The sequence below is a fragment of the Amycolatopsis sp. A133 genome, from assembly GCF_031082405.1.
Classification (GTDB): domain Bacteria; phylum Actinomycetota; class Actinomycetes; order Mycobacteriales; family Pseudonocardiaceae; genus Amycolatopsis.
In genome coordinates this window covers 108,478-121,990 of record NZ_JAVHJU010000008.1, presented here as the reverse complement: position 1 = coordinate 121,990, position 13,513 = coordinate 108,478, and the positions used below count along the sequence as shown (strand labels likewise).

Genomic DNA, 13,513 nt, shown 5'->3' with positions numbered 1-13,513 from the left:
CGTTCGTAGTCACCGCGTACGGCAACCGAACCACCGGAGGATCCCGTGAAGTACCTGATGCTGATCAACGCCAGCCTGAACGCCGACGGCGAGGCCATCGGCGGCTGCACGCCGGAGGGCTGGCAGCTGTTCTATAAGGAGATCCAGGAGGCGGGCGTCTACCTCTACGGGAGCCCGCTGGCCGACTTCACCACGGCCGTGACGGTCCGGGTGGACGACGCGGGCGAGCGGCTGGTCACCGACGGCCCGTTCGCCGAATCCCGGGAGGTGCTCGGCGGCTACTTCGTCGTCGACGTGCCGGACCTCGACGTCGCGCTCGACTGGGCGGCGCGCTGCCCGGGCTCCCGCGACGGCGGGTCGATCGTGGTGCGGCCGCTCGCCGGCTACGAAGGCTGACGGCGGTGACGGGGCGGGCGGGCGCGTCGGCCGGGGCTTCCGGGGGGAGTCCCCGGCTGACCCTCGAGGCGGTGTTCCGGGAGGAGCGCGGGCTGCTGCTGGCCGCGCTCGTCCGCCGCTTCGGCGACCTCGACCTGGCCGAGGAGGTGACGTCGGAGGCGATCGAGGCCGCGCTGGTGCACTGGCCCGCCGAGGGCGTGCCGCCGAAGCCCGGTGCCTGGCTGATGACGACGGCGCGGCGCAAGGCCGTCGACCGGCTGCGCCGCGACCAGGCCTACGCGGCCCGGCTCGCCGTGCTGCAGGTCGAGGCCGAGCGCGCGCCCGCCCCGCCGTCCACCGGGGACGAGCTCCCGGACGAGCGGCTCCAGCTGTTCTTCACCTGCGCCCACCCGGCGCTGCCCGCCGAGGACCGCGCGGCGTTGACGTTGCGCTGCCTCGCCGGGCTGACGACGCCGGAGGTGGCGCGGGCGTTCCTGGTGCCGAGCGCGACGATGGGAAAGCGGATCGTGCGCGCGAAGAACCGGATCCGCACGCTGCGCATCCCGTTCCGGGTGCCGGACGCCGCCGAGCTGCCCGGGCGGCTGCCGGGGGTGCTCCAGGTGGTGTACTCGATCTTCACCGAGGGGTACGCGGCCAGTTCGGGCCCGGACCTGCAGCGGCTCGGCCTCGCGGAGGAGGCGATCCGGCTGGCGCGGATCCTGCGCCGGCTGCTGCCCGCGGAGCGGGAGGTCGCGGGCCTGCTGGCGCTGATGCTGCTGATCCACGCACGCCGCGATGCCCGCACGGGCCCGGACGGCGGCCTGGTGCTGCTCGACGACCAGGACCGCAGCCGCTGGGACCGCGCGATGATCGAGGAGGGGACGGCGCTGGTCCCCGTCGCACTGACCGGCGGACCACCCGGGGGGTACGGCGTGCAGGCGGCGATCGCGGCCCTGCACGACGAGGCCGCGGACGTGGCGGGCACGGACTGGCCGCAGATCGTGGCGTTGTACGAGGTGTTGCGCGGGCTGGCGCCGTCACCGGTGGTGGAGCTGAACCGCGCGGTGGCGGTGGCGATGCGAGACGGCCCGGCGGCGGGGTTGGCGTTGCTGGATTCGCTGGCGGAGGAGCCGCGGCTGCGCGGGTACAGCCCGCTGCCGGCGGCGAGGGGTGACTTGCTCAGCCGGCTCGGGCGGAGTGCGGAAGCGGCTGCGGCTTATCGGGAGGCTTTGGAGCTGGCGGGGACCGAGCCGGAGCGGGTGCATCTGCGCGGCCGGCTGGCCGAGGTGACCGGGCCGCGATGAGGCCTACGCCGCCCGCAAAGCCGCCACGGCCGGGGCGAACATCGTCGCCTTGATCGCCCCCAGCGTGCCGCGGTCCTTCCCCGCCAGCGCCCGCACCTTCTCGCTCGCCACCTTCACCACCTCGCCCTCGGCCGCGATCTCGTCCACCAGCCCGATCTCCGCCGCCTCCGTGCCGCCGAAACGCCGTCCCGTCGTCATCGACGCGATCGCCGCCGACGGGGTCAGCTTGCCCTGGATCAGCGCCGCCATCCCGGGGGTGAACGGGATGTTGATGTCCGCTTCCGGAAAGCAGAAATAACCCCGATCGCCGCGCATCACGCGGAAGTCGTGCGCCATCGCCAGCATCGCGCCCGCGCCGAACGCGTGGCCGTTGACCGCCGCCACCGTCGGGACCGGCAACGTCAGCACCCGCGCGAACAGCTCCTGGACGTCCGTGACGTACTGGGACGCCTGGTCGCTGTGGGCCGTCAGCCATTCGAGGTCGAGGCCGTTCGAATAGAACTTGCCGCCGCCGGTGGTCACCAGGGCGCCCTCCACACCGTCCAAAAAGGAATGAACGCGCTGCAGCCAGTCCGGCGAGAAGCGGTTCTCGTCGTCGCCCAGGTCCAGTACGGAAACGGTCACGGTCGGTCCTTCTCTCGAGGGGGCACGGTCAGCACGGCCCGCACCGCGGCGGCCAGCCTGTCCCGCACCAGGGGGTCGGTGATGTCGCGCCGGAAGAACGCGGTCGGCAGGTCGACGACGCACGTCGTGATCACCTCGACGGCCAGGCCGTCGCCGCGGTCCCACAGCTGCCGGGCGAGCCGCACGAGCAGCGCGACCAGCCGCTTGTCCACCGCGTGCAGGGCCTCCGCCAGCTCGTCGGGCAGTTCGGGCCCGAAGAGCCGGTCTCCCCGGACCTTGAGCAGCATCCGCGCCCCGTCGGGACGCAGCGCCGCGTACTCCGCGGGCGTGTCCGCCGCCGCGACGACGGCCTCCACCGGCGAAGGAGCCCGGTCCACGAGCGACGTCTGGAGGTCCAGGAATGCCGTCGCCGCGCGCAACCAGACCCGGGCCAGCAAGGCGTTGAGCGACCCGAACGCGTGATAGATCGTTCCGTTCGGGACTCCGGCCGCCGCGGCCAGGCCACGCACGGTCACATCCGCCGAGGAGGCGACGAGCCGCTCGGCGACGTCGAGCAGCGCGTCGAGGTCGTGGACGCGGGGGCGGGGCATGGCGCGACCGTAACAGAACACGTGCTCCAAAACCAGCGCGGTAGGCTGCCGCCCGTGGAAATCTGGATCAACCCGGCCTGCTCGAAGTGCCGGTCCGCGGTGTCGATGCTGGACGAAGCGGGCGCGGAGTACACCGTGCGCCGGTACCTCGAGGACCCGCCGACGGCGGCGGAGCTCGAAGCCGTGCTGCAGCGACTCGGCCTCGAACCGTGGGACATCACGCGCACCGCCGAGCCGGTCGCGAAGGAACTCGGCCTCAAGACGTGGGGACGCACCCCCGGCGACCGGTCCCGCTGGATCGACGCGCTGGCCGCGCACCCGAAGCTGATCCAGCGCCCGATCATCACGGCCGACGACGGCACGGCGGTCGTCGCCCGCGACCCCGGAACGGTGCGGTCGGTCCTCTAGGGAATCGCGTCGGTCTTCGCCAGGAGCGGAACGTCCAGGGGCACCGTCTCCGGGTACTTGAGTCCGGCGCCGGTGTTCAGCACGACGACGTCTTCGTCGCCTTCGAGCCATCCGCTCGTGCGAAGGTGCCGCAACGCGGCGAAGCACGCTCCGCCCTCCGGGCAGACGAAGGCGCCTTCACGCTCGGCCAGTTCCCGTTGCGCCGTAAGCAGTTCTTCGTCGGTGACGGCGACCGCGGTGCCTCCGGTCGCGTACACGGCGTCGAGCACGAGGAAGTCGCCCAGCGCCTTGGGCACGGTGATGCCGAAGGCGATCGTCCGGGCGTCCGGGAACGGCGTGCTTTCCCGCTCGCCGCGGGAGAACGCCGTGACGATCGGCGCGCAGCCGGTGGCCTGGACGGCGACGAGCCGCGGCAGCGGACCGGTAACCCAGCCCAGCTCCCGCAGTTCCAGCAGTGCCTTGTAGATGCCGATGATGCCGACGCCGCCGCCGGTGGGGTAGAGGATGACGTCCGGCAGCCGCCAGCCGAACTGCTCGGCGATCTCGTACCCCATCGTCTTCTTGCCCTCGATGCGGTACGGCTCCTTCAGCGTCGAGACGTCCTGGACGCCTTCTCGCCGCTTCACCGCCGCGGCGACGAGCTTGCCCGCGTCCCCGATGAGACCGTCCACGCGGTACAGCTCGGCCCCGGCGGTGACGCACTCGCGCATGGTGATCGCCGGCGCGTCGTCCGGCATCGCGATCAGGCTCGACAGCCCCGCGCGCGCCGCGTACAGCGCCCAGGCCGCGCCGGCGTTGCCGTTCGTCGGCATCGCGATCCCGCGCACGCCCAGCTCGGCCGCCCGCGAGACGCCGACCGCGGCCCCGCGTGCCTTGAACGTGCCGGTCGGGATCAGGCCTTCGTCCTTCATCCACAGCCGCGAGAGCCCCAGTTCGCGGCCGTAGCGCGGCAGCCGCAGCAACGGCGTCATGCCCTCGCCGAGGCTGACGACGTGCTCGGCCGAGCGCACGGGCAGCACCTCGTGGTAGCGCCACAGCGTCGGCTCGCGCCCCGCGATCTCCTTCGGCGTCACGGCTTCGCGGATGCCGTCGAGGTCGTACCGCGCGAGCAGGGGCGCGCCCGCCGGCGAGAGGCCCTGGACGGCGTCGGCGTCCAGGCGGTCGCCGGTCCGGGAACACTCGAGGTGACTGAGGAACGAGTAGGGCACGGTGCCGATCCTAGGTCCTAAAGTGAGCACATGGACGCGCTGCGGGTGTGCCTGTACGTCTTCGCCGGGGTGACGCTCGGAACCTGGCTGGTGTCCGTGCTGACCAGGGAGTACTCCTGGGTCGACCGGATCTGGTCGATCGTGCCGGCGGTCTACGCGGGGATCTTCGCCGGTGCCGCCGGGTTCGCCGACCCGCGGCTCGACGTGTTGTTCGCGCTGGTCGCGCTCTGGGGCATCCGGCTGACCTTCAACTTCGCCCGCAAGGGTGGCTACGCGCCCGGCGGCGAGGACTACCGGTGGGCGGTGCTGCGCGAGCGGATGGCCCCCTGGCAGTTCCAGCTGTTCAACTTCTTCTTCATCTCGCTGTACCAGAACGCCATCCTGCTGCTGATCACGCTCCCCGCCCTGACCGCGCTGGAGCACCCCGGCGAGTTCGGCGTGGCGGACGTCGTCGTCGCGGTGGTGTTCGCCGCGTTCCTCGTCGGCGAAACGGTCGCCGACCAGCAGCAGTGGGCGTTCCACCGGGAGAAGCACGCGGGCCGCGCGCCGACGCGGTTCCTGCAGAGCGGGCTGTTCCGCTACTCGCGGCACCCGAACTTCTTCTTCGAGCAGGCGCAGTGGTGGGCGGTCGCCGCGTTCGGCGTCGTCGCCGGCGGTCTGCAGTGGACGGTCGTGGGCGCGGTCCTGCTGACGCTGCTGTTCGCCGGTTCGACGCGGTTCACCGAGAGCATCACCAAGTCGCGGTACCCCGAGTACGCGGACTACCAGCGGCGGACGTCGGCGGTGGTCCCCTGGCCGGCCCGCGGATGACGGTCGTCGCCGCGCTGCAGATCGCGACCGGGGTCCCCGTCTCGAGGATCCTGGCGTTCGAGGACGAGATCCGCGGCGCTTCCCTGGTCGTGCTGCCCGAAGCCGTCCTCGGCGGGTACCCGCGCCAGGAACCCTTCGTGCGGTACTTCGCCGCGGCGGTGACCGTGCCCGGCCCCGAGGTGACCGAGCTGGCCGGGCTCGCGTCCCGGACCGGCGCGACGCTGGTGGTGGGCGTCATTGAGCGCGACGGCTCGACGCTGTACAGCACGGTGGTGTTCCTCGACCCGCGGCTCGGGCTGGTCGCCAAGCACCGCAAGCTGGTGCCCACCGCGCGGGAACGCCTGGTCTGGGGCCGCGGCGACGGCTCCACGCTCCCGGTCGTCCCGACGGCGGCGGGCCGGGCCGGCGCGGCGATCTGCTGGGAGAACCACATGCCGCTGCTGCGGGCGGCGATGTACGCGAAGGGCGTCGAAATCTGGTGCGCGCCCACGGCGGACGACCGCGACGTCTGGCAGGCGTCGATGCGCCACATCGCCGACGAGGGCCGGTGTTTCGTGATTTCGGCGTGCCCGTACGAGGCTTCGGGCGACGACCCGTTCCGCGGCGGCAGCGTGATCGCCGGCCCGCTCGGGGACGTGCTGGCCGGCCCGCTGCGCGACGCGGAGGGCCTGATCACGGCGGAGATCGACCTCGAGGAGATCGTGGCCGCGCGGCACAGCCTCGACGTCTCGGGGCATTACTCGCGGCCGGACGTCTTCTCGTTGACGGTCGACGAGCGACCGCGGGACGGCGTCACCTTCCTGAGGTGACGCCGTCCCGCGAGGGCTCACACGGCCAGCCGGCCGCCGTCCACCGGGAGGATCGCGCCGTGGACGAAGCTCGCGTCACCCGCGGCCAGGAACGCGATGGCCGCCGCGATCTCCTCCGGGGCCGCCACCCGTCCGGCCGGGCCGGCCGCCGCCAGGTCGTCCAGGCCGTCGCCGAACGCGGCGGTGCCTTCCGTGCGGGTCGGACCCGGGCTGACCGCGTTGACCCGCACGCCCGACGGCCCGAACTCCGCCGCCCAGGCCTTCGTCATCAGCTCGATCGCCGCCTTCGACGCGCCGTAGGGCGCCATTCCCGCCATACCGGCCGTCGCCACGATCGTGGACACGTTCACGATCGCGCCGTGGCCGCGCGCGGCCATCTCCGGCGCCAGCTCGGCGACGAGGTAGAACGGCACCTTCACGTTCGTCGTGAAGACGGCGTCGAAGTCCGCCTCCGGGAAGCCCGAAGTCGGCCCGGTCGGGAACACGCCGGCGTTGTTGACCAGCACGTCGATCGGCCCGCCCACCTCCCGCGCCCGGGCCGCGAGGGCCCGCGCCGACGCGGCGTCCTTCAGGTCCGCCGCGACGAAGTCGGCCTTGCCGCCCCCCGCGCGGATGGTCTCGACGGCCTGGGCGCCGCGCCCGGCGTCCCGGCCGGACAGCACCACGCGCGCGCCGAGCCCGGCCAGCGCGACCGCCGTCGCCCGGCCGATCCCGCTCGTCCCGCCGGTCACCAGCGCCGTCGACCCGGACAGTTCTGCAGTCATCGCTCACTCCTCCGAAACCCGGGTGTTTCCCCGGTCGCAGAGTTCAAGCGAGCCGCCCGGGCGAGACTTCCGGATGAGCGTTCGACCCTCCTTATACCCCCGATCCGTTCTGCCGATGGTCTTCCAGCGCCGCGACGAACTCGGCGACGTCCCGCCGGTGCGACGACGCCGGCCACACGGCCCAGGTCCGCCGGACGATCGGGTTACCGGCCAGCGGCACCCACCGCACCGTCTCCGGCAGCGGGTACGGCCACTCGGGCGGGGCGAACGCGAACGCGCCGCCCGCGCTGACCGCCGGGATCTTCAGCTCGACGATCAGCCGCTGCTCCTCCGGGACCTCCGGGCCGACGTCGAGGCCGTGGCTGCGCAGGATCGCCGCCAGCTCGTCGTACCAGGCCGGGCTGCCCGCGCGGGGGAAGGCGAACCACTCCAGGCCCGCCAGGTCCTCCAGCCGGACCGGTGAACCCAGCTTCTCCGCCACGTCCGCGGCCAGCAGGACACCCACGTCCTCGGCCACCACCAGCACCGCGTCCAGATCGGCGCCGGCCGGGCGCTCGCGGACCAGCCCGACGTCCAGCTCGCCGGCCCGCAGCGCGGCCACCTGCGCCACCGACGACAGGTGCCGGGCCTGCACCCGCGTGTCGCCCAGCCGCGCGAGCGCGGAGGGCAGCAGCTCCGGCGGCAGCTCCAGGGGAACGCCGACGCGCAGCACACCGCCGCCGGCCGCGGTGTGCCGGGCCATGGCCGCGAGGGCCTGGTCGTGGCGCGCCAGCACGGCACGGGCCTCACCCAGCAGCGTCGTCCCGGCGTCGGTGACCTGCACGCCCGTGCTCGTGCGCACCAGCAGCCGGACGCCGAGCCGCCGTTCCAGCGCGGTGATCGTCTGGGACAGCGCCGGCTGGCTGACGTGCAGCTGCCGCGCCGCCTTCGACATCGCGCCGGCTTCGACGACCGCGACGAACGCCCGGAGCTCGCGGATCTCCATCAGCGGGCCCACCGGATCGGCAGCGACTTGAGGCCGTTCTGGAAGTTCGACCGCAACCGCACCGGCTCGCCGGCGAGCTCCACGTGGCCTAGCCGGTCGAGCACCGCGTCGAACATGGCCCGCAGCTGCACCCGCGCGAGGTGGGCGCCGAGGCAGAAGTGCGGGCCGTGGCCGAAGGTCAGGTGGTCGTTCGAGGTCCGGCCGATGTCGAAGACGTCCGGGTCGGGAAACACCGAAGGATCGCGGTTGGCCGAGGAGAACCAGACCACCACCTTGTCCCCGGCCCGGATGTCCACATCGGACAGCCGGACGTCGGCAACCGCGGTGCGGCGGAAGTGCATGACCGGCGTCCACCAGCGAAGCATCTCCTCGACCGCGGACGGCAACAGCGACCGGTCGGCCAGCAGCCGGCGGTATTCCGCCGGGTGGGAGAGCAGCGCCAGCAGCCCGCCCGGCAGGGCGTTGCGGAGGGTTTCGTTGCCCGCCACGGAAAACAGCCAGAACAGGTTCTCGAACTCGGCGAGCGAGACGCGGGCGCCGTCGTCGCCGACGTGCCGCATCAGGTTGCTCATCACGTCGTCGCCCGGGTGCTCGCGCTTGTACTCACCGAGTGCGTTCGCGTACGCGTAGAGGTCCGGCATGCCCGCGCGGGTCCGGGGATCCGGCATCGCGCCGTCCGGCCCGGGCGACGGGCGGACGGCGAGCGCGGCCCGGGCGAGGTCGCTCACCTCGGAAGCGGAAACCGTCGAGCTGACCGCGTATTCGGCGTCCTGGTAGCCGATCACGCGGTTGCTCCAGTCGTACATCAGCCGCCGGTCCTCTTCCGGCACGCCGAACACCCCGGCGAGGGTGCGCAGCGGCAGGTCGGCGGCGACGGCGGCGAAGTCGCACGCGCCGCGATCGGCCACCGCCGCGACGGACTCCCGCGCCCAGCTCTCGATCTGCGAGGTCAGCTTCGCGACGGCGCGTGGGGTGAACGCCTTGGTGAGCAGCCCGCGCAGCCGGCCGTGCTCCGGCGGGTCCATGTTGAGCATCATCCGGCGCACGTAGGCGAGGTCGGCCGCGTCGCGGATCTGCGTCCCGCCGAGCTGCGAGGAGAACACCGCGGGGTCGCGCAGCACCCGCCGCACCTCGGCGTGGCCGAGCACGGCCCAGAAGTCGTCGACGCGCACCACCGGGCCGGCGCGCCGCAGCCGCGCCAGTTCGTCGTACGGGACACCTCGCACGTAGGTGTCCGGATCGGTGATCGCCACGAGCCGACCCTAGCCGCGCCCCTACAATTTTTCCGGGGCTCGGGTGGCGGAGCCCCCGGCTTGGGGCGAAGCCCCAGGTGTCACCGACAGTTTGGCAGGCTGTGCGGATGGACACGCTCAACATGCGCACCGGCGGCAAGGGCGACCCGGCCGTCCTCCTCCTGCACGGCCTCGGCGCGACCGGCGCCGTCTGGGCCCACTTCCCGGTCCTGCTCGACCGGCGCGTCCTGGTGCCCGACCTGCCCGGCCACGGCCCGTCCGCGCCGCTGCCGCACTACAGCTTCGCCACGCTGGCCGAGGCGGTCGCGCGGGCGCTGCCGGACGGCGGGCCGCTGGTCGTCGCCGGGCATTCGCTCGGTGGCGTGCTCGCGCTCGAACTGGCGTCCGATCGCTACGACGTCGAGGTCGCCGGCGTGCTGGCCCTGGGCGTGAAGGTCGAGTGGAGCCAGGACGACCTGAACCGAGCGGCGTCGTTCGCGGCCCGGCCGCCCCGGGTCTTCGCGACGCTGGCGGACGCCGAGCAGGCCTACCTCAAGGTTTCCGGGCTGCTCGGGATCGCGCCCACCGACCCGGCCGGGCTTCGCGAGACCGAGGGAGGTTGGCGCCTCGCGATGGACCCGGCCGCGTTCGGCCTCGGCGCGCCGGACATGCCGGCCCTGCTCGCCGGGGCGCGGTGCCCGGTCGTGCTCGCCGCGGGCGAGAACGACCCGATGAGCCGTCCGGAGCAGCTGCGGGCGCTCGACCCGGACGCGGTCACGCTCGCCGGCCTCGGGCACAACGCCCACGTCGAGGACCCGGCCGCCGTGCGGGCCCTGCTCAAGCGCTTCGGTGTGTAGAAGGTCCGGGTGCAGCCGTCGTACCCCATGCGACGGCTGCTCCTCGAACCCCTCGCCACCACCGGACGCGAGAAAGCCTAGGAAACCGCGGTGGACGAGCGCCTGTACTGCTGCTCCACGCCGCCGTCACCGTCCGTACCTGCGAAAACGGTTATCTTCGCCGTTCGGTGGTACAGGTGGAGCGGCACGATCGTGATGCTGGATGGGTACGTTCCGCTGGGGGCACGCAGGAGAGGACGCCTGTGGACGAAGGCCTGTCGTTCGCCGGATGGCTGCGGGAACGACGTGTGCTCGCCGGCCTGACCCAGGCCCAGCTCGCCGAGCGCGCGGGGCTCAGCCTGCGTGCGGTGCGCAACGCCGAGCTGGGCAGCGTCCGGCGGCCCCGCCCGGAGACGGCCCGCAAGCTGCGGGAAGTGCTGGCCGAAGCCCCGCCGGAGCCGGTGCGGATCGGCGTCCTGGGCCCGCTGACGGTCACGCGGGGCACCGAGCCGGTCGAGATCGGCGCCGAGAAGCAGCGGCTGCTGCTGGCGATGCTGGCCCTGCAGCCGAACCGGACCGTCCGGCGCGAGGACCTCGTCGACGTCGTCTGGGACGAGCCGCCGCCGTCGTGCCTGGAGCTGCTCCACACCTACGTCGCGCGGCTGCGGCGGGCGCTGCGGCCCGCCGACCTCATCGCCACGGACAAGGGCGGCTACCGGCTCGCCGCCGGCGAGGACGAGCTCGACCTGCTGCGGTTCGAAGCCCTCCTCGCGCGGGACGCCCACCGCGAGGCCCTCGAGCTCTGGCGCGGCCCGGCGCTCGCCGACGTCGAACGGCTGCGCCAGCACCCCGTCCGGCTCGCGCTGGCGATGCGGCGCGCCAAGGCCGTGCTGGCCTACGCCGCGGTCGCGGACCCCGAGGACGCGGCGGTGCAGCTGCGGGTGCTGACCGCCGAGGAGCCGCTGAACGAGGCCGCGCACGCCAAGCTGGTGCTCGCGCTCGCCGCGTCCGGGCGCCAGGCGGCCGCGCTGGACGTGTTCGACGAGGTGCGCCGCCGGCTGGCCGGCGAGCTCGGCCTGGAACCCGGCCCCGAGCTGCGGGCGGCCCAGCGTCAGGTGCTGCGGCAGGACTTCGCCGCCCCGGAGCCGCCGGCCCGCGTGCCGGCCCAGCTGCCCGCGGACGTCCCCGGCTTTCGCGGCCGCGCGGCCCAGCTGGCGGAGCTGGACACGCTGCTGCACCGCGACGAAGGCGACACCGGCGCGCGGATCGCCGTCCTCTCCGGCACCGGCGGGGTCGGCAAGACCGCACTCGCGGTCCACTGGGCGCAGCGCTCGCCCGCCGAGTTCCCGGACGGCCAGCTCTACCTCGACCTGCACGGCTACGGCACGGTCCGGCCGGTGGACCCGGGCGACGCCCTGTCGGGGTTCCTGCGCGCCCTCGGCGTCGACGGCGCGGACATCCCCGCCGAGCCGGACGAGCGCGCCGCGAAGTTCCGCACCGCGCTCACCGGGCGGCGGATGCTGCTGGTGCTGGACAACGCGGGTTCGGTCGGGCAGGTCCGCCCGCTGCTGCCCGGCTCGCCGACCTGCCTGGTGCTGGTGACCAGCCGGGACGCGCTGCCCGGGCTGGTCGCCCGGCACGGCGCCCGCCGGGTGCTCGTCGACCTGCTCACCGAGGCCGAAGCCCGCGACCTGCTGCGGGCGCTGCTCGGGCCGCGCGCCGACGACGAACCCGAGGCGGCCGCGGCGCTGATCGGGTACTCGGCCCGGCTGCCGCTGGCCCTGCGGCTGGTCGCGGAGCTGGCGCTGAGCCGGCCGGGGGAGCGGCTCGCCGAGCTCGCGGCCGAGCTGGCCGACGAACGGCGGCGGCTCGACCTGCTCGACGGCGGCGGCGACCCGCTGACCGCGGTCCGCGCCGTGTTCTCCTGGTCCTACCGCAACCTCGCGCCCGACGCCGCCCGCGTGTTCCGGCTCTGCGGCCTGCACCCGGGCCGCGACCTGACACCACCCGCGCTCGCCGCGCTGGCCGGCGTCCCCCTGCCGGAGGCGGAACGGCTGACCGGTGCCCTGGTGCGCGCCCACCTCGCGCAGCGGACCGGCGAGGACCGCGTCCAGCTGCACGACCTGCTGCGCGTCTACGCCGCGGAGCTCGCGGCCGCCGAGCCGGAGGAGAGCCACGCGGCGCAGGAGCGGCTGTTCGACTGCTACGTCCGCTCGGCCGCGCAGGCCATGGACGTCGTCCTGCCGCAGGAACGGCACCTGCGCCCGCGGGTGCCGGAACCGGACGTCAAGGTGCTCGACGCGCAGGCGTGGCTGGAGGCCGAGCGCCGCAACCTGCTGGCGGTCGCCGCGCACGCGACGCGGCACGGGTGGCCCGACCACCTGCGGCTGCTGTCCGGGATCCTGTGGCACTACCTCGACGTCGGCGGTTACCACGAGGAAGCGCTGGTGCTGCACACGCACGCGTCGGCGCTGGCCCACCACGCCGGCGACCGGGCGGCCGAGGCCGAGCCGCTCATCCTGATCGCGCTGGGCCACTGGCGCGTCGGCCGGTCGCCGGAGGCGCTGCGGTACCTGGAGGAGGCGCTCGTCCTCGCCCGCGAGACCGGCGACCGGCGCACCGAGATCCACGCGGTCAACACCCTGGGCCTGGTCTGCCGCGCGCTGGGCCGGTTCGCCGACGGGATCGGGTACTCGACGGAGGCGCTCGCGCTGGCGCGCGAGTCGGGCGACCGCACCAGCGAAGGCCTGGTCCTGGTGGTGCTGGGGTGTTCCTGCCGCGGCATCGGCCGGTACGGCGAAGCGCTCGGCTACCTCGAAGAGGCCTTGTCCCTCGCGCGGGACATCGCCGACCGCACGAGCGAAGGCTACGCGCTGGTCAACCTGGGCGACACGTTGTCGGCGCTGGGCCGGCACGACGAAGCGGTGCAGGTCCTGGAAGAGGGGCTGGGGCACCTCCGCGCGATGGGCGTCCGGGTGAGCGAGGGGTACGCACTGGGCATCCTCGGCGACGTCGAGCACGCGCGCGGCCGGTACGCCGAAGCCGCGGTGCACCTCGAACGCGCGCTGGAAATCGCGCAGGAGACGGGAAGCCCGCCCAACCGCAGTGTCACGTTGAAGCACCTCGGCGACGTGCGGCTGGCGCAGGGCCGCCACGCGGAAGCGGCCCGGCACCTCGAAGAGGCGCTGAGCCTGGCCCGCGAATGCGGTGACCGCGGCGTGGAGTCCCGCGTGCTCAACAGCCTCGGCAGCCTCTCCGCCGCACGCGGCGCCTCCGCCGACGCCCTCCGGTACCACCGCGAAGCCCTGGCCGTGGCGAAGGAAACCGGCTGCCGCCCCGAACAGGGCCGGGCCCACTGCGGGCTGGGGGAGGTCCATTGTGGACTCGGTGACCCGGGGGCCGCGCGCGAGCACTGGGAACGCGCGCTGGCCTGTTACGCCGGGGAGTGCGTGCCCGGCGCGATCCGGGTCCGGAACCACCTGACGGCCTTGGAGCGCGTCGCGGGGTAGCCGGGCTCGAGGGCGGCCAGGTCGTTTTCCAGCCGCTGGAGGTCCCGGTCGACGACGTC

General features: G+C 73.9%; 13 protein-coding genes. 7 read left to right on the top strand and 6 right to left on the bottom strand.

The window, feature by feature from the left end; genetic code table 11:
• The first annotated feature begins 45 nt into the window (after window positions 1-45).
• Together Q5425_RS11085 and Q5425_RS11080 are read left to right on the top strand one after the other, a co-directional pair.
• Window positions 46-396 carry a YciI family protein gene (locus Q5425_RS11085; RefSeq protein ID WP_308672069.1) on the top strand — a complete coding sequence of 117 codons (351 nt, stop codon included), beginning with the start codon at window positions 46-48 and terminating at the stop codon, window positions 394-396.
• Between the two features lie 5 nt (window positions 397-401).
• The gene (locus Q5425_RS11080) at window positions 402-1,679 is read left to right on the top strand and encodes an RNA polymerase sigma factor (protein WP_308672068.1); all 1,278 of its coding nucleotides are present in this window, start codon (window positions 402-404) and stop codon (window positions 1,677-1,679) included.
• Between the two features lie 3 nt (window positions 1,680-1,682).
• Here the strand turns inward: Q5425_RS11080 and Q5425_RS11075 are convergent, their stop codons facing one another.
• Window positions 1,683-2,303: an enoyl-CoA hydratase/isomerase family protein gene (locus Q5425_RS11075; protein WP_308672067.1), complete on the bottom strand. Its 621-nt coding sequence runs from the start codon at window positions 2,301-2,303 to the stop codon at window positions 1,683-1,685.
• On the bottom strand, window positions 2,300-2,893 hold the full coding sequence (locus Q5425_RS11070) for a TetR/AcrR family transcriptional regulator (RefSeq protein ID WP_308672066.1): 594 nt from the start codon (window positions 2,891-2,893) through the stop codon (window positions 2,300-2,302). The genes Q5425_RS11075 and Q5425_RS11070 overlap by 4 nt, the downstream gene beginning before the upstream one ends.
• A 54-nt stretch (window positions 2,894-2,947) precedes the next feature.
• Between Q5425_RS11070 and Q5425_RS11065 the strand changes: the two genes are divergently transcribed.
• Window positions 2,948-3,301, top strand: a complete 354-nt coding sequence (locus Q5425_RS11065; protein WP_308672065.1) for an arsenate reductase family protein — start codon at window positions 2,948-2,950, stop codon at window positions 3,299-3,301.
• Here the strand turns inward: Q5425_RS11065 and Q5425_RS11060 are convergent.
• Entirely contained in the window at window positions 3,298-4,509 is a 1,212-nt protein-coding gene (locus Q5425_RS11060; protein WP_308672064.1) for a threonine synthase, read from the bottom strand. The genes Q5425_RS11065 and Q5425_RS11060 overlap by 4 nt on opposite strands.
• Before the next feature lie 30 nt (window positions 4,510-4,539).
• On the opposite strand from Q5425_RS11060, the gene Q5425_RS11055 reads away from it, so the two are divergent.
• Window positions 4,540-5,319, top strand: a complete 780-nt coding sequence (locus Q5425_RS11055; RefSeq protein ID WP_308672063.1) for a DUF1295 domain-containing protein — start codon at window positions 4,540-4,542, stop codon at window positions 5,317-5,319.
• Window positions 5,316-6,128: a carbon-nitrogen hydrolase family protein gene (locus tag Q5425_RS11050; RefSeq protein WP_308672062.1), complete on the top strand. Its 813-nt coding sequence runs from the start codon at window positions 5,316-5,318 to the stop codon at window positions 6,126-6,128. The genes Q5425_RS11055 and Q5425_RS11050 overlap by 4 nt, the downstream gene beginning before the upstream one ends.
• Window positions 6,129-6,145: 17 nt before the next feature.
• Here the strand turns inward: Q5425_RS11050 and Q5425_RS11045 are convergent, their stop codons facing one another.
• From Q5425_RS11045 to Q5425_RS11035, 3 genes are all read right to left on the bottom strand, one after another.
• Window positions 6,146-6,892: an SDR family oxidoreductase gene (locus Q5425_RS11045; protein WP_308672061.1), complete on the bottom strand. Its 747-nt coding sequence runs from the start codon at window positions 6,890-6,892 to the stop codon at window positions 6,146-6,148.
• A 91-nt stretch (window positions 6,893-6,983) separates the two neighbouring features.
• A complete protein-coding gene (locus Q5425_RS11040; protein ID WP_308672060.1) occupies window positions 6,984-7,877 on the bottom strand; it encodes a LysR family transcriptional regulator in 894 nt (297 codons plus the stop codon).
• Entirely contained in the window at window positions 7,877-9,130 is a 1,254-nt protein-coding gene (locus tag Q5425_RS11035; RefSeq protein ID WP_308672059.1) for a cytochrome P450, read from the bottom strand. The genes Q5425_RS11040 and Q5425_RS11035 overlap by 1 nt, the downstream gene beginning before the upstream one ends.
• 107 nt (window positions 9,131-9,237) lie before the next feature.
• Between Q5425_RS11035 and Q5425_RS11030 the strand changes: the two genes are divergently transcribed.
• Together Q5425_RS11030 and Q5425_RS11025 are read left to right on the top strand one after the other, a co-directional pair.
• Window positions 9,238-9,966 (top strand): alpha/beta fold hydrolase, encoded by a 729-nt coding sequence (locus Q5425_RS11030; RefSeq protein ID WP_308672058.1) that lies wholly within the window; start codon window positions 9,238-9,240, stop codon window positions 9,964-9,966.
• A gap of 242 nt (window positions 9,967-10,208) precedes the next feature.
• The gene (locus Q5425_RS11025) at window positions 10,209-13,454 is read left to right on the top strand and encodes a tetratricopeptide repeat protein (RefSeq protein ID WP_308672057.1); all 3,246 of its coding nucleotides are present in this window, start codon (window positions 10,209-10,211) and stop codon (window positions 13,452-13,454) included.
• Window positions 13,455-13,513 lie beyond the last annotated feature (59 nt).

Coding starts and splice junctions, on each gene's coding strand:
- Q5425_RS11070 (WP_308672066.1), bottom strand. CDS start 2,893: ATGCCCCGCCCCCGCGTCCACGACCTCGACGCGCTGCTCGACGTCGCC.
- Q5425_RS11055 (WP_308672063.1), top strand. CDS start 4,540: ATGGACGCGCTGCGGGTGTGCCTGTACGTCTTCGCCGGGGTGACGCTC.
- Q5425_RS11050 (WP_308672062.1), top strand. CDS start 5,316: ATGACGGTCGTCGCCGCGCTGCAGATCGCGACCGGGGTCCCCGTCTCG.
- Q5425_RS11045 (WP_308672061.1), bottom strand. CDS start 6,892: ATGACTGCAGAACTGTCCGGGTCGACGGCGCTGGTGACCGGCGGGACG.
- Q5425_RS11040 (WP_308672060.1), bottom strand. CDS start 7,877: ATGGAGATCCGCGAGCTCCGGGCGTTCGTCGCGGTCGTCGAAGCCGGC.
- Q5425_RS11030 (WP_308672058.1), top strand. CDS start 9,238: ATGGACACGCTCAACATGCGCACCGGCGGCAAGGGCGACCCGGCCGTC.